The sequence below is a fragment of the Pseudomonas sp. JC1203 genome, from assembly GCF_056175065.1.
In genome coordinates this window covers 33399-49092 of the sequence record NZ_JBWCAM010000022.1, presented here as the reverse complement: position 1 = coordinate 49092, position 15694 = coordinate 33399, and the positions used below count along the sequence as shown (strand labels likewise).

Genomic DNA, 15694 nt, shown 5'->3' with positions numbered 1-15694 from the left:
ATGCTGCTGACCCCCAATGCCATGAGCACGCGCATGCGTGTCGGCCTGTACACCACCACGGGCATCATCGCGCTGTTCCTGTTGCTGCCCATCGTGTTCATCGTGCTGCTATCGTTCGGCTCGTCCCAGTGGCTGGTGTTCCCGCCCCCGGGCTGGACGCTGAAATGGTACGTGCAGTTCTTCTCCAACGCCGACTGGATGGACGCGGCGCTGTCGAGCCTGAAGGTGGCGATACTCACCACGTTCTTCTCGGTGGCATTGGGGCTGCCCACCGCATTCGCCCTAGTGCGCGGCAAGTTCCCTGGCCGCGAAATGCTCTACGGGCTGTTCACCCTGCCGATGATCGTGCCGCTGGTGATCATCGCCGTGGCGGTGTATGCGCTGTTCCTGAAGCTGGGCTACACCGGCACGCTGTTCGCCTTCGTGGTCAGCCACGTGATCGTGGCGCTGCCGTTCACCATCATTTCCATCATCAACTCGCTGAAACTGTTCGACCAGTCCATCGAGGATGCCGCGGTGATCTGCGGCGCCTCGCGCCTGCAGGCGATCTTCAAGGTGACCTTCCCCGGCATCCGCCCGGGCATGGTGGCCGGCGGCCTGTTCGCCTTTTTGGTGTCGTGGGATGAAGTGGTGCTGAGCGTGATGATGGCTAGCCCCACCCTGCAAACCCTGCCGGTAAAAATGTGGACCACCTTGCGCCAGGACCTGACCCCGGTGATCGCCGTCGCCTCGACGTTGCTGATTGCCCTGTCGGTCATGGTGATGGTCATCGCCGCCGCCCTGCGTCGGCGCAACGAAATGCGTCTGGGAGTGAATTCATGAGTGCCGTGATCAAAGATTCCGCGCAACCAGGCAAGTCCCTGGTCAGCCTGTGCAACCTGAACAAGCATTACGGCGACTTCGCCGCTGTGGATAACATTTCCCTGGACATCCAAGACGGTGAATTCCTGACCTTCCTGGGCTCCAGCGGCTCGGGCAAGAGCACCACCCTGTCGATGCTGGCCGGCTTCGAGACACCCAGCAGCGGCGAGATCCTGGTCAACGGCAAGTCGCTGGTGAACGTGCCGCCGCACAAGCGCGACATCGGCATGGTGTTCCAGCGCTACTCGCTGTTCCCGCACCTGTCGGTACGCGACAACATCGGCTTCCCGCTGGCCATTCGCAAACTGGCACCGGCCGAAGTGGCCAAGCGTGTCGACGCCATGCTCAAGCTGGTGCAACTGGAGCAGTTCGCCCACCGCCGCCCTTCTCAGCTTTCCGGCGGCCAGCAGCAGCGCGTGGCCATCGCCCGCGCGCTGGTGTACGAACCGCGCATTCTGTTGATGGACGAGCCGCTGGGCGCGCTGGACAAGAAGCTGCGTGAAGACCTGCAGGACGAACTGCGCCAGTTGCACCGGCGGCTGGGCATCACCATCGTCTACGTTACCCACGACCAGGAAGAAGCCATGCGCCTGTCCCAGCGCATCGCCATTTTCAGCCACGGCAAGATCGTCGGCCTGGGCACGGGTTATGACCTGTACCAGAACCCGCCGAACGCCTTTGTGGCATCGTTCCTCGGCAATTCCAACTTCCTCAAGCTGAAGGCCCAGGGCAACGCCGCCGCCAGCTTCGAGAACCAGGCGCTGTCGATTCGCCTCACGCCCAACCTGCACGAAGGCCAGGACGTGCTGCTGATGATCCGCCCGGAAAAGGCCCAGGCCCTGAGCGTCGAACAGGCGGCCCGCGAGCCGTTGCAGGCGGGCTGGAACGAGGTGGCGGCGAAGGTCACCGAAGTGTTGTTCCTGGGCGAAAGCCAGACCTGCAGCGTGGTGACCGCCAGCGGCACCGCCATGACCGTGAAAGCCCTGAGCGCCGCCGGCATGCCGCTGAAAGCGGGTGATGCGGTGCGGGTGCGCTGGGCCACGGCCGATGCGTGCGTGTATACCGAGTGGGCCGAAGGTGACCTGAACAAGGCCGCTGGCGCGCACTGAGCCTGATCCCACCCACAAAAAAGGCGCCCCTCAAGGCGCCTTTTTTTTCCTGTAGCAGCGGCCAAAGGCCGCGTCCCTCTCCCACCAACCGCGCAGGCCCGGGACGCGGCCTGCGGCCGCTGCTACGGGTTATTTGGTGTAGGCGAGTTTTGCGGTCTGGGCCGGATGGCCGCGCGTGGCCAGGCACCAGTACAGCGGACAAGTCACCAGCAACCCCACCAGCCACGACAAATCCACCCCATCAATCACGTTCGCCCACGGCCCCACATACAGCGAGGTATTGGCGAACGGCAGCTGCACCACAATGCCAATGAAATACGCCACGATCGCATGCGGGTTAAACCGCCCATACACCCCGCCATCGGCGGCGAATATCGAGGCAATGTCATAGCTGCCGCGCTTGATCAGGTAGAAGTCGATCAGGTTGATCGACGCCCACGGCACCAGCACCAGCAGCAGCGCCAGAATCAGCCCGATGAAGTGCGAGATGAAGTGAGACGAAGCCCCCAGCGCCATGAAGCAGCAGCCTGTGAGTACCGCGGCCGACAACACCACGCGCACCTTGATGCTCGGCGTCCAGCTGCCGGCGAAGGTCTGGATCGAGGTGACGATGGAAAGCGTGGCGCCATACAGGTTCAGGGCGTTGTGGCTGATGATGTTCAGCAGGAACAGCACCATCAGCACCGGGCCCAGGCCGCCTGTGGCCTGCTTCACCGCCGCCATGGCCTCGGTGCCCTCGGGGGTTGCCAGCACCGCCACGGCGCCAAAGCTGAAGGACAGGATGGTGCCCAGGCACGCGCCCGCGTAGGTGGCCAGGAACGGCCGGGCGATGCCGATATCCGCCGGCAGGTAGCGCGAATAGTCGGATACGTAGGGCGAGAAGCTGATCTGCCAAATGATGCCCAGCGACACCGTGGCCAGAAACCCCGACAGGTTGAAGGCGCCACGGCTGAAGAAGTCCAGCGGCAGGTCATGACTGAAGATCATCACGAAGCCGGCCAGCAGCGCGCTGCCCATCACCCAGGTGCCAATGCGGTTGAGGGTGTGGATAAACCGGTAGCCGACCACGCCGATGGCGGTGGCGCTGAGCGCGCCGATAATGATGCCGGCGGGCAGCGGCACGGCATTGACGATGCCGTGAATCGATTCACCTGCCAAGACGATATTGGAGATGAAGAAGCCCACGTAGATAATCGCCGCGAAGAACACGATCAGCAGCGCGCCGTAGCGCCCGAACTGCCCGCGGCTTTGCACCATTTGCGGAATGCCCATGCGCGGGCCCTGGGCCGAGGCCAGGGCAATCACCACCCCGCCGATCATGTGGCCAAGCACAATCGCCACCAGCCCCCACAGCAAATTGAGGTGGAACACCTGCACCACCATGGCCCCGGTAACAATCGGCAGGGGGGCGATATTGGTGCTGAACCACAAGGTAAAGAGATCGCGCGCCTTCCCATGGCGCTCAGCTAACGGCACGTAATCCACCGTATGGTTTTCGATCAGTTGCGTCTGTTCGGTCTTCTGGGACATGGATGCACTCGATTCTCTGTTCTTGTCTTTGTATGGAAATGCAATTCGGGGGCCGTTCATCGACGCCCCCTCGAACGAAGACCATATTATGGTATTCCAAGCTTTCCACAAGTTAAAACTTGGCATACCATCAGACAACAAAGCGGCATAAAACCAATTCAGCCGCAGCCTACCGAGGAACACGAAATGATCGACGCCACCGTCTACAAGAACGTCATGGGCTCCTTCCCTTCGGGCGTGACCGTGATCACCACGCTGGACGACGACGGCCAGGTCGTGGGCCTCACTGCCAGTGCCTTCAGCTCCCTGTCCATGGACCCGGCGCTGGTGCTGTTCTGCCCCAACTACAGTTCCGACTCCTACCCTGTGCTGATCAAGAACAAGCGCTTCGCCATTCACCTGCTGTCGGGCCAGCAACAGGCCGAAGCCTACGCATTCGCGCGCAAGGGCCGCGACAAGGCCGCCGGCCTCGAGTGGACCTTGAGTGAGTTGGGCAACCCGCTGCTGGCGGGCGCGGTGGCCATCATCGAGTGCGAGCTGTGGCGCGAATACGAAGGTGGTGACCACGCCATCATGGTTGGTGCAGTGAAAAACCTCATCGTCCCCGAGCAGGGCCCAAGCCCGCTGGTGTACTGCCGCGGCAAGATGGGCGCACTGCCCGCCTTCGCATAAAGACATTGCAGATTATTGGTATTATGGTATACCAATAATACGACCGCAGCGCCTAGCGCTCCCACAGCATCAGGCCCGCTTACGGCGGGCCAAAAACAAAAGATCCGAGGTACGCGTCATGAAGTTTTCCCTGTTCGTGCATATGGAACGCTGGGATGAGCAAGTCAGCCACCGGCAGCTGTTCGAAGACCTCACCGAGCTCACCCTGATGGCCGAAAAAGGCGGCTTCAGCACCGTCTGGATCGGCGAACACCACGCCATGGAATACACCATTTCGCCAAGCCCGATGCCGCTGCTGGCGTACCTGGCCGGTAAAACCACCACCATTCACCTGGGCGCCGGCACCATCATCGCGCCGTTCTGGCACCCGCTGCGGGTAGCCGGTGAATGCGCCCTGCTGGACGTCATCAGCAACGGCCGCATGGAAGTGGGCCTGGCCCGCGGCGCCTACCAGGTGGAGTTCGACCGCATGGCCGGCGGCATGCCCGCCAGCAGCGGCGGCAACGCCCTACGGGAGATGGTGCCGGTGGTGCGCAAACTGTGGGAAGGCGACTACGCCCACGACGGCGAAATCTGGAAATTCCCCACCTCCACCAGCGTGCCGAAACCGGTGCGCACGCCACCGATCTGGATCGCCGCCCGCGACCCTGACTCGCACAACTTCGCCGTGGCCAACGGCTGCAACGTCATGGTCACGCCATTGATGAAAGGCGACGAGGAAGTGGTGGACCTGAAGAACAAGTTCGAAGCCGCGCTGGCCAATAACCCGAGCATTCCCCGCCCGCAGTTGATGGTGCTGCGCCACACCCACGTGCACGCCAAGGATGACCCGGACGGCTGGCAGGTGGGCGCCAAGGCCATCTCGCGCTTCTACCGCACCTTCGATGCCTGGTTCGGCAACAAGACCACCCCGGTAAACGGCTTCCTCGACCCAAGCCCGGAAGAAAAATTCGCCGAGCGCCCGGAGTTCCAGCTGGAGAACATCCGCAAGAACACCATGATCGGCACGCCGGAAGAGATCGTCGCACGCATCAAGTATTACCAGGAACTGGGGGTGGATGAGTTCAGCTTCTGGTGTGACAACAGCTTGCCGCATGAAGAAAAGCGTAAGTCGCTGAAGCTGTTCATCGACCACGTGGTGCCGGCGTTCCGCTAACCCATGTGGGAGCTGGCTTGCCAGCGAGCTGTTGCGGCCCTAAAAACTCGCGGGCACGCCAGCTCCCACATTGTTGCTGTGCGCCATCGAACGCGTCGTCTGCATCGCGGCCAAGGCCGGCTCCTACCACGTACGGCGTAGGAGCCGACTTTAGTCGCGATGCAGACGACGCTGTTTCACGACAGTCGCTGACTCGTCAGGGGTTCAGGAAATCAAGACCCCACCACCGCCCCACCCTGCACCACGCCCGGCGCATCCGCCTCCGGCTTGATCCGCACCACTTCCCGCGCCACTGTCCACACGATGATCGCGGCGATGATGTCGAATATCGCCAGCACCACGAACAGCGGGCTGTAGCCCACTTGGGTCACCAGCACGCCGAACACGGCAGTGAACGCTGCCGCGCCGAGGAAGCCGAACATGCCGCCGGCACCGGTGGCGGTGGCCACTTCGTTCTTGCCGAACGAGTCGGAGGTAATGGCGTACAGCGCACCCGACAGGGTCTGGTGGGCGAAACCGCCTACGCACAGCAGGGCAATGGCCATGTACGGGCTGTCGACCAGGCCGATGCAGGCCGGGCCGATCATGCATGAACAGCCGAACAGCATGACCATTTTCCGCGAGGTGAACAGCGACACCTTGCAGTAGCGGTGGAAGATCGGGCTCAGGTAGCCGCCCAGCACGCAACCCAGGTCGGCGGCCAGGAACGGCAGCCAGGCGAACATCGCGATTTCCTTGATGTTCATGTGCCGTTCGGTCATCAGGTACAGCGGGATCCAGGCGTTGAAGGTCTGCCAGGCCGGCTCGGAAAGGATGCGCGCCGAGGCGATGGCGTAGAAGTTGCGGCTGGCGACGATCTTTTTCCAGCTGCCGCGCTGCTTGGGTTCTTCCTTGAAGTGCGCTTCCTGGCCGCTGAGGATGTACTCGCGCTCTTCATCGCTGAGGCGTTTCTGGTCACGCGGGTGTTTATAGAGGAACAGCCAGCCCACGCTCCAGACGATGCCGGCGGCGCCGACGATCAGGAACGCCAACTGCCAGCCGCTGTGCAGGATGGCCCACACCACCAGCGGCGGCGCCAGCAACGCGCCCACCGAGGAGCCGATGTTGAACCAGCCAATGGCGACCGAGCGCTCCTTGGCCGGGAACCACTCGGTGGTAGCCTTTACGCCGGCCGGCAGGCCAGCGGCTTCGGTCAGGCCCAGCAGGCCGCGCAGGAATGCCAGGCTCTGCCAGCCGGTTGCCAGGGCGGCGCCAGCGCAGGCCAGCGACCAGGCGACGGCGAACACCGCGAAGCCCATCTTGGTGCCGATGGCATCGAGGATGTAGCCGGCAATGGGTTGCATCAGCGCGTAGCAGATCTGCCAGGCGACGACGATGTGGGAATATTGCTCGGTGGAGATGGTCAGTTCGCTCATCATCGTGGGCGCTGCGACCGACAGGGTGTTACGGGCCAGGTAGTTGACGATCAAGCCGCCCATGACCAGGGCGACCATCCACCAACGGATGCCTTTTATCTTCATCACATCACCTTGATTGTATTTTTGTTAGGTGAGCGTTATCCACAGGAGGGAGTCGCGCTATCGACACATTTAGTCATACGTTGTCGTATAACCACCTTATAGCGATACTGGCGAATGGGTGTCAATGCCGATTCCGCGCATCGTCGATTGACAGCGACCGGCTGCGCTCCCAATAATTCACCGCAAGTTGTACGATGACATCTAACCAACAATAATTTACAAGAGGCCGAGCTGCCCATGACCACCCCAAGCAAACCCGTCAATCGCCTGCTGCTTACCGGTGCCGCCGGCGGCCTGGGCAAGGAATTGCGCCAACGCCTCAAGCCTTTCTGCCGCACGCTGCGCCTGTCCGACATCGCCAGCATTGGCGCCGTGGATGAGCAGACGGAAGAATTCCAGCTGTGCGACCTTTCCGACAAACAGGCGGTGCACCATCTGGTGGAAGGCGTGGACGCCATCGTGCATTTTGGTGGCGTGTCGGTAGAACGGCCGTTCGAGGAGATCCTCGGCGCCAACATCTGCGGTGTGTTCCACATTTACGAAGCGGCGCGCCGCCATGGCGTGAAGCGGGTGATTTTCGCCAGCTCCAACCACGTCATCGGCTTCCACAAGCAGACCGAAGTGCTGGACGCCCAGAGCCCGCGCCGCCCGGACAGCTACTACGGCCTGAGCAAGTGCTACGGCGAAGACACCGCCAGCTTCTATTTCGACCGCTATGGCATCGAGACCCTGACCATCCGCATCGGCTCCTCGTTTGCCGAACCGCAGAACCGTCGCATGCTCAGCACCTGGTTGAGCTTCGACGACCTGACCCAACTGATCGCCCGCGGTTTGTACACCGACAACATCGGCCACACCGTGGTATACGGCGCCTCGGATAACACCCCGAACTGGTGGGACAACCGCCATGCCGCGCACCTGGGCTACCAGCCCAAGGACAGCAGCGAGCCGTTCCGCGCCAAAGTGGAAGCGCAGCCGATGCCGCCGGCCGATGACCCGACCATGGTTTACCAGGGTGGCGCGTTCGTGGCGGCCGGTCCATTCGGCGACAACTGAGACAAACCGTAGCCGCAGCCTGACGGCATCGGCTACGGGGGTTCCGGCACGCTTGGAAACGTCCAGAAATAACACCAGGCAGCCCCTGGACCTGAATACCCAAATCCCTATGGCAAAATGGCGATCCAGTCGTACAAGGATCGCCGATTGTCTCGCTTCGGATCACCCCAATCCCTGCCTGTCCCTGATGGCTTTGATTACCACGAAGACCATGCGTTCTGTCACCCGCTGACAAGCAAGCAACATTGGGGAACCGTTGTAGTGACCAGCCAATTGCTCCAGCAATCAGGTGGTCCCATCCTGCTAAGGGCGGGCCGCCACTACGGCCCGCACAGAGGCTTCGGCATTCGGCATATCTGGCAAGAACGAGGTCACGACCTGGCACGCTTCGGTTACCCCAGCATCTACGACGTCCCGCGTTTCGTGAGCGACGTCATTGTCGATGGAGCTATTGTTGTTTGTGAGTTCAATGAAATGGCTGGACACCATCGCCTGATCGTACTGAGGGGGCGTAAAGGGTGTGTCGTACTGGCAGCGTTTCCGGATTTGCACAACGAGGACGAGATCTTTTATAGCGTGGTGACTGCTTATAGAAATCGAGCCACCAACGGCCGGGCAGTTGCGGTAGTGAGAGCCTGACACGAAAAAAGGCGCCATCAAGGCGCCTTTTTGCTGAATACGGAGGGCTGGTAGTCGCAGCGCTCGCTTAGCTAGCTTCCGAAGAAGCTGGGTTACGTGCTAACTGGTTGGCCGAAGCCTGTGAGTTACCGCTACCGCGAAACTGGCGCGTTTCGCACATCCGCAGTACCGAGCCAATTCGCCTGATGCCCTGGTACCCCTGCTCTTATGTGAGCCCTCAGCTGACATTCTTGATCAGCGCCCCCTCGGAGTCAATTCCGAATCGACAGTCGTCACGTCGAATATGTCAGTGATTGTAAGCACTCTCATTATGCTCACCCAGATCCAACCCCAACTCCTCCGTCGCCTCGTCCGCCCGCAAGCCAATCACCACCTTGATCACCTTCAGGATGATCCAGCTCACCGCGAAGCAATAGACGAAGGTGAACGCCACGCCTTTGAACTGCGCCCACAGTTGCCCGGCGATGGTCACGTCCGGCACGTACCCGCCCAACGACGGCACGCAGAACACGCCGGTGAGCAACGCGCCGACGATGCCGCCGATGCCGTGCAGGCCGAACACGTCAAGGCTATCGTCGTAGCCGAAGCGACGTTTCAGGCTGGTGGCGCCCAGGTAGCAGATAACCCCGCACAGCAAGCCGATGGCCAACGCACCGCCGGTGCCCACGTAGGCGCATGCCGGCGTGATGCCCACCAGGCCAGCCAAGGCACCGCTGGCAAGGCCCAGGGCGCTGGGGCGGCCGGCCTTGAACCATTCGGTGAACATCCAGCCGATGATGCCGGCGCATGCGCCCAGCTGGGTGTTGATCATGACGATGCCGGACAGGCCGCTGAGGCCACCGCCCGAACCGATGTTGAAACCGAACCAGCCCACCCACAGCATGGCCGCGCCGACCATGGTGAAGCTCAGGTTATGCGCGGGCATGGGCGTGTGCGGGTAACCCTTGCGCTTGCCCAGCAAAATGCACGCGGCAAGCGCCGCGACGCCGGCGTTGATGTGCACCGCGGTGCCGCCGGCGTAGTCCAGGGTGCCCCAGTTGTGCATCAAGGCCCCTGCCCCGCCCCACACCATGTGGGCGATGGGCGCATAGACCAGGGTGAACCACACTGCCATGAAGATCAGCGCTGCCGAGAATTTCATGCGCTCGGCGAAGGCGCCGGCGATCAACGCCGGCGTGATGATGGCGAAGGTCATCTGGAAGGTCACGAACACGCCTTCGGGAATGTCGCCGACGATGCTGTCAGCGTTCATGCCGGCCAGGAACACCCGGCTCAGGCCGCCGACGAAGCTGTTGAAGGTCACTTGGCCGTCGACCATGTTGGTGGTGTCGACCACCATGCTGTAGCCGTAGATCACCCACAAAACACCCACCACGCCCGCGATGCCGAAGCATTGGGTGAACAGCGACAGCATGTTTTTCGCCCGCACCAGGCCGCCATAGAACAGCGCCAGGCCCGGCAGGCACATGAACAGCACCAGCACGGCGGCGGTGATCATCCAGGCGGTGCTGCCCAGGTTGAGCACCGGGGGTGGGGTGTCGGCGGCGTTGGCCAGAGGGGATAAAAGGGTTAATGCGAGGAGGGAAATGCCGGGAAGACGGTTGACCATTTTCGAAGCTCCTGCGAGGAATGGAAGGTTGTCTGGCAGCAAGCTAAGTGGGGAAAACCTCGGGCCTTATTGGCCTCTTATTGGCGCACTGACGCGGCCTGCGGCCGCTGCTACCGGGGGTGGAACCGCCCCACGCCCCGGGCGGGGGCCCCACACACAACCCTTCTTGGGGCCCCGGCCGCCGCCGGGGGCCCGGGGCCCGGGGGGGCCCCGGGCCCCCCGCCCGCGTCCGGGCTCAACTCAATACCCGCTGCCAGGCACCCAACTGGTCCCCGCCAACGGCACCCGCGCCATGGCTGCAGCTTCCACGGTCAGCGCCACCAGGTCCTCGGGGTCGAGGTTGTGCAGGTGCGACTTGCCGCAGGCGCGGGCCATGGTCTGCGCTTCCAGCACCAGCACGCGCAGGTAGTTGGCCAGGCGGCGGCCGCCTTCCACCGGGTCCAGGCGCTTGGACAGCTCCGGGTCCTGGGTGGTGATGCCCGCCGGGTCGCGGCCGTTCTGCCAGTCATCGTAGAAACCGGCGGCCGAGCCGATTTTCTTCAGTTCCTCGTCCAGGCGCGGGTGGTTGTCACCCAGCGCGATCAGCGCGGCGGTACCGATGGCTACCGCATCGGCGCCCAGGGCCATGGCCTTGGCCACGTCGGCGCCGTTGCGAATGCCGCCCGACACAATCAGCTGCACCTTGCGGTGCATGCCCATTTCCTGCAAAGCCTGTACCGCTTGCGGAATGGCCGGCAAAATCGGAATGCCCACGTGCTCGATGAACACTTCCTGGGTGGCCGCAGTGCCGCCCTGCATGCCGTCCAGCACAATCACGTCGGCGCCGGCCTTCACCGCCAGCTTCACATCGTAGTACGGCCGGCTGGCGCCGATCTTCACGTAGATGGGCTTCTCCCAGTCGGTGATCTCGCGGATCTCGGCGATCTTGATGGCCAGGTCATCCGGCCCGGTCCAGTCCGGGTGGCGGCAGGCCGAACGCTGGTCGACGCCAATCGGCAAGGTGCGCATGCCCGCCACGCGCTCGGTGACCTTCATGCCCAACAACATGCCACCACCACCTGGCTTTGCCCCTTGGCCGAGCACGATCTCGATGGCGTCGGCCTTGCGCAGGTCGTCCGGGTTCATGCCGTAGCGCGATGGCAGGTATTGGTACACCAGGTGCTGGGACTGGCCGCGCTCTTCCGGGGTCATGCCGCCGTCCCCGGTGGTGGTGCTGGTGCCGGCAATAGTGGCGCCACGGCCCAGGGCTTCCTTGGCGTTGGCCGACAGCGCGCCGAAGCTCATGCCGGCGATGGTCACCGGGATCTTCAGGTGGATGGGCTTCTTGGCAAAACGGTTGCCGAGGATGACGTCAGTGCCGCATTTCTCCCGGTAGCCTTCCAGCGGGTAGCGCGACACGCTGGCGCCCAGCAGCAACAGATCGTCGAAATGCGGCACCTTGCGCTTGGTGCCGCCGCCGCGAATGTCGTAGATGCCGGTCTCGGCGGCACGCTGGATTTCCTGGATGGTCAGGCGGTCGAAGGTGGCGGACTCGCGCAGCACCGGAGGGTTCTTCTCGCTCATATCAATGCTCCTCAGTACGCGGACGCGTTATCGACTTTGAAGTTGTACAGCTGACGGGCCGAGCCATAGCGCTTGAAGTCGCTGGCCTGGTGGGCGAAACCGGCGCGGTTGAGCAATTCCTGCAGTTCTTCCAGGTGCTCGGCGCGCATCTCTTTCTCGATGCAGTCCGAGCCCAGGGACTCGACCTTGCCCTTCACGTAGATGTGGGTTTCGTACAGCGAGTCGCCCAGCGCATCGCCGGCATCGCCACACACCACCAGGCGCCCGGCCTGGCCCATGAAGCAGCTCATGTGGCCGATGCTGCCACCGACGACGATGTCGATGCCCTTCATGGAAATGCCGCACCGGGCGCCGGCATCGCCCTCTATCACCAGCAAGCCGCCATGGGCCGTGGCCCCGGCCGCCTGCGAGGCGCTGCCCTTGACCCGCACATAGCCGCTCATCATGTTCTCGGCGCAGCCGACGCCGACGTTGCCGTGCACGGTGATCGAGGCCTTCTGGTTCATGCCGGCGCAGTAGTAGCCGGCGTGGCCCTGGATATCGATGGATACCGCTTCGTTCACGCCGACGGCGAGGTTGTGCTTGCCGTTGGAATGGGTCACCACCCACTCACGGTCTTCAACGTTGTTGACCTGGTCGTGCAGCGCCTGGTTGAGGTCGCGCACGCTGGCAGTGGAAAGGTCGATGGTTTTCATGTGCGTGCTCCTTAAGCCGACTCGCGTTCCCAGACATAAAGGGTGGCCGGTGCCGGCTCCCAGATTTTCGCGTTTTCAATGCCCGGCAGGCTCGACAGCGCCTGGTACTCCGAGGCCATGGCCACGTAGTCATCGGTCTCGGCGAGGATGGCCGGCTTGCAGGCAATCGGGTCGCGGATCACCGCGAAACCGTTGCGGGTGCCGATGGCGAAGGTGAAGAAGCCGTCGAGGTTTTCCAGCGAGTTATCCAGCGCTTCTTTCAGCGTGTCGCCCTGCTGCAGGCGCCAGGTCAGGTAGCCGGCGGCCACTTCGGTGTCGTTGTCGGTCTCGAAGGTGATGCCTTCGCGCTTGAGTTCCTGGCGCAGGCGGAAGTGGTTGGACAACGAGCCGTTGTGCACCAGGCACAGGTCGGCGCCGGTGGAGAACGGGTGGCTGCCTTCCATGGTCACCGCGCTTTCGGTGGCCATGCGGGTATGGCCGATGATGTGGCTGCCTTTCATGCTGGCCAGCCCGAAGCGCTGGGAAATCTCCCGTGGCAGGCCCATGCCCTTGAGAATCTCAATGCTCTGCCCGGCGCTCATGATGCGCAGCGCAGGCGCCAGTTCGGCCAACGCGGCGCGGGCGCAGGCTTCAGTGGTGTTGACCTTGAGCACGGCGGCGCTGGCGTTCTGGAACCAGTCCAGCGAGCAACCCAACTGCCCTTCCAGGGCGCTCATCAGCGCGTGGAAATCGAAACCTTCGGTGGTGCTTTGCAGGGTTAGCTTGACCCAGCCGTCCGCCACCTCGTCACCGTAGATGGCAAAGCCGGCGCTGTCGGGGCCGCGGTCGGTCATGGCCTCCAGCATCGGTTCGAACAGCTTGCCCAGCTGGGCTTCGAGCTGCGGGTTCTTCAGGTACAGCCCCACGATTCCACACATAACAGGTCTCCTTCGCTGGGCGGCACAGGCGCCGCCAGCGCTTCATTGAAGGGTAAGAATCAGAAGAATTCGGTGTAGCGCTGGATCTCCCAGTCGGAGACATGACGGCTGTATTCCACCCACTCCATGCGCTTGAGCTTGATGAACTCGCCGACGATTTCCTTGCCCAGCACCTCGCTGAACAGCGGGTCGGCTTCCAGCGCGTCGCAGGCTTCCTTCAGCGACTGCGGCAGGGTCTTGATGCCGCGCGCGGCAATCTCTTCCAGGCTCAGCTTGTAGAGGTTTTCATTGCAGACCTGGTCGGGCATCAGCTGGCGGTCGATGCCGTCGAGGCCGGCGGCGATGATCGCGGCGCTCACCAGGTACGGGTTGCAACCGGCATCGGGCAGGCGGAACTCCAGGCGGCCATACGGCACGCGGACCATGGCCGAGCGGTTGTTGGCGCCGAAGGCAATGAAGGCTGGGGCCCAGGTGGCGCCGGACAGCGAGTTGCCGACCACCAGGCGCTTGTAGGAATTGACCGTGGGCGCCGCGAACGCGCACAGCGCCGGGCCGTGGGCCAAAAGGCCGGCGGCGAAGTGGTAGGCCAGCTTCGACAGGCCCATGCCGCTGGGGTCGCTGGCGTCATGGAAGAGGTTCTTGTTGTCGGCGCTGGCGATGGACAGGTGGAAGTGCATGCCATTGCCGGCGCGCTTGGGGTCGGGCTTGGGCATGAACGAGCAGATCATGCCCAGGTCGTTGGCGATCTCGCCGGCGGCCATGCGGAAGAAGGTGAAGCGGTCCGCCGAGGTCATGGCGTCGCTGTAGGTGTAGTTGATCTCGAACTGGCCGTTGGCGTCCTCGTGGTCGATCTGGTAGATCTCGAAGTCGACCTTCTGCAGCGCTTCGGTCAGGCGTTCGAGGAATTCGCGCGAGCGCGACAAGCCTTTATAGTCGTAGCAAGGCTTGTCGAGGTTGTCGCTGGCGTCCACCAGTTGCAGCTTGCCGCCAGCGTCGCGGCGCATCAGGTTGAATTCGGGTTCAAGGCCGGTGTTCAGGGTCCAGCCCTTGTCGGCCAGGCGCTGCACCTGTTGTTGCAGCACGTAGCGGCTGTCGTACGGGTGGGGTTTGCCGTCCACATGGCCGATGCACACCACGCGGCCGTAGCCCGGTTGCCATGGCACCGGGGTCAGGGTGGCCAAGTCGCCGCGGGCCATGAAGTCGGGGCCGTGGGGCTCCATGCCCATGCCGCAAATGGCGAAGCCGGCGAAACCCGCGCCTTCTTCAGCCACCGTCTTGAGGCCACACACCGGCACCGACTTGGTCTTGGCGGCACCGTGGATATCGACGAACTGCGCCAGCACGTACTTGATCCCGTGCTGCTCGATAATGCGCTGGGTTTCTTCTGGCAACATGTGCACTTCACTCCTCGCGACTGGCTGGCTGATCGTTTATTCCGCTAAAGAAACTTACTTTCCCATTGGGAATGCAAGCTGCTTGCCAGATTTGCCGACGCCGGTGATTGATCGCGAAAACGAGCTTTGTACTCTGTCTATATGGGAATATAGTTTTCCCAGGGGGAATACCAGCAAACGCCGGACGGCGGAGCTCCCCGGATTTGCACATTCATGGTGCGAAACTAATATTAATGTACAGAAACCGTGCAGGCCTTTATGAACATGCCTATCGACCCCCAACCGCGTTTGAAGCTGGAGCAGTACCTGGGGATGCAGATCAAGCGCCAGCGCCAGGCGCAGGAACTCAAGCTGGCCGACGTGGCCCGCATCGCCGGCATCAGCCAGGGCATGCTGAGCAAGATCGAGAACGCCCAGGTGTCCACCAGCCTCGACACCCTCAGCCGCCTGTGCGACGTGCTGGGCATGCCCATGTCGAAACTGTTCAGCCAATACGACCAGCAAGGCAGCAGCGCCCTGCTGGTGAAGGCCGATGAAGGCCTGGAGGTGGTGCGCCGTGGCACCGAGAAGGGCCACACCTACCACCTGCTGAACCACACCCGCGGGCCGAAGAAGAGCTTCGAGGCGTACATGGTCAGCATGGACGACGCCAGCGAGGAGTTCCCGACCTTCTCGCACCCGGGCACCGAGTTCCTGCACCTGCTGGAGGGCGAGCTGATCTACCGCCATGGCAACCAGCTGTACCGCATGGAGGCTGGCGACAGCCTGACCTTCGACGGCGAAATCCCCCACGGGCCGGAGCAGTTGGTGCAGGTGCCGATCAAGTTGCTGTCGATCATGAATTACGGCAGCGAGAACCAGTAACCCGGGGGCCTTGATCAAAACCTGTGGGAGCTGGCTTGCCAGCGCGCTTTTGGGGCCTGAAAAGCTCGCTGGCAAGCCAGCTCCCACAGGGATTGATTTCGTGCCTCAA

The 15694-nt window shown here is 62.8% G+C and carries 14 protein-coding genes; 7 read left to right on the top strand and 7 right to left on the bottom strand.

All coding sequences use genetic code 11. From position 1 onward, the window contains the following. Together AC0SZ7_RS26530 and AC0SZ7_RS26525 are read left to right on the top strand one after the other, a co-directional pair. Nucleotides 1–822: an ABC transporter permease gene (locus tag AC0SZ7_RS26530; RefSeq protein ID WP_475507159.1), complete on the top strand. Its 822-nt coding sequence runs from the start codon at nucleotides 1–3 to the stop codon at nucleotides 820–822. Then, the gene (locus AC0SZ7_RS26525) at nucleotides 819–1970 is read left to right on the top strand and encodes an ABC transporter ATP-binding protein (RefSeq protein WP_475507158.1); all 1152 of its coding nucleotides are present in this window, start codon (nucleotides 819–821) and stop codon (nucleotides 1968–1970) included. Before AC0SZ7_RS26530 ends, AC0SZ7_RS26525 begins: the two co-directional genes overlap by 4 nt. Nucleotides 1971–2099: 129 nt before the next feature. Here AC0SZ7_RS26525 and AC0SZ7_RS26520 read toward each other — a convergent pair whose 3' ends face one another. Beyond that, entirely contained in the window at nucleotides 2100–3500 is a 1401-nt protein-coding gene (locus AC0SZ7_RS26520) for a purine-cytosine permease family protein (RefSeq protein WP_475507157.1), read from the bottom strand. Nucleotides 3501–3686: 186 nt separating this feature from the next. On the opposite strand from AC0SZ7_RS26520, the gene AC0SZ7_RS26515 reads away from it, so the two are divergent. Beyond that, on the top strand, nucleotides 3687–4172 hold the full coding sequence (locus tag AC0SZ7_RS26515) for a flavin reductase family protein (protein ID WP_475507156.1): 486 nt from the start codon (nucleotides 3687–3689) through the stop codon (nucleotides 4170–4172). A 118-nt stretch (nucleotides 4173–4290) separates the two neighbouring features. Next, nucleotides 4291–5328, top strand: coding sequence for an LLM class flavin-dependent oxidoreductase (locus AC0SZ7_RS26510; RefSeq protein ID WP_475507155.1), 1038 nt, complete (start codon nucleotides 4291–4293; stop codon nucleotides 5326–5328). Between the two features lie 212 nt (nucleotides 5329–5540). Here the strand turns inward: AC0SZ7_RS26510 and AC0SZ7_RS26505 are convergent, their stop codons facing one another. Continuing rightward, nucleotides 5541–6848, bottom strand: coding sequence for an MFS transporter (locus AC0SZ7_RS26505; RefSeq protein ID WP_475507154.1), 1308 nt, complete (start codon nucleotides 6846–6848; stop codon nucleotides 5541–5543). A gap of 237 nt (nucleotides 6849–7085) precedes the next feature. Here AC0SZ7_RS26505 and AC0SZ7_RS26500 point away from each other — a divergent pair, with 237 nt between their 5' ends. Further along, entirely contained in the window at nucleotides 7086–7904 is an 819-nt protein-coding gene (locus tag AC0SZ7_RS26500) for an NAD-dependent epimerase/dehydratase family protein (RefSeq protein WP_475507153.1), read from the top strand. 147 nt (nucleotides 7905–8051) lie between these two features. Beyond that, the gene (locus AC0SZ7_RS26495) at nucleotides 8052–8543 is read left to right on the top strand and encodes a hypothetical protein (RefSeq protein WP_475507152.1); all 492 of its coding nucleotides are present in this window, start codon (nucleotides 8052–8054) and stop codon (nucleotides 8541–8543) included. A 286-nt stretch (nucleotides 8544–8829) separates the two neighbouring features. Here AC0SZ7_RS26495 and AC0SZ7_RS26490 read toward each other — a convergent pair whose 3' ends face one another. From AC0SZ7_RS26490 to glnT, 5 genes are all read right to left on the bottom strand, one after another. After that, nucleotides 8830–10152, bottom strand: coding sequence for an ammonium transporter (locus AC0SZ7_RS26490; RefSeq protein WP_475507151.1), 1323 nt, complete (start codon nucleotides 10150–10152; stop codon nucleotides 8830–8832). A gap of 240 nt (nucleotides 10153–10392) precedes the next feature. Next, entirely contained in the window at nucleotides 10393–11715 is a 1323-nt protein-coding gene (locus AC0SZ7_RS26485; protein ID WP_176569868.1) for an FMN-binding glutamate synthase family protein, read from the bottom strand. Nucleotides 11716–11726: 11 nt separating this feature from the next. Continuing rightward, the gene (locus tag AC0SZ7_RS26480) at nucleotides 11727–12410 is read right to left on the bottom strand and encodes a GltB/FmdC/FwdC-like GXGXG domain-containing protein (RefSeq protein ID WP_268145608.1); all 684 of its coding nucleotides are present in this window, start codon (nucleotides 12408–12410) and stop codon (nucleotides 11727–11729) included. A gap of 11 nt (nucleotides 12411–12421) precedes the next feature. Continuing rightward, nucleotides 12422–13327 carry a class II glutamine amidotransferase gene (locus AC0SZ7_RS26475; protein WP_475507150.1) on the bottom strand — a complete coding sequence of 302 codons (906 nt, stop codon included), beginning with the start codon at nucleotides 13325–13327 and terminating at the stop codon, nucleotides 12422–12424. 59 nt (nucleotides 13328–13386) lie between these two features. Further along, complete coding sequence (gene glnT / locus AC0SZ7_RS26470) at nucleotides 13387–14721, bottom strand: type III glutamate--ammonia ligase (RefSeq protein ID WP_475507149.1); 1335 nt, start codon at nucleotides 14719–14721, stop codon at nucleotides 13387–13389. Between the two features lie 258 nt (nucleotides 14722–14979). On the opposite strand from glnT, the gene AC0SZ7_RS26465 reads away from it, so the two are divergent. Then, nucleotides 14980–15585: a helix-turn-helix domain-containing protein gene (locus AC0SZ7_RS26465; protein WP_416422320.1), complete on the top strand. Its 606-nt coding sequence runs from the start codon at nucleotides 14980–14982 to the stop codon at nucleotides 15583–15585. The last annotated feature ends 109 nt before the right edge of the window (nucleotides 15586–15694 follow it).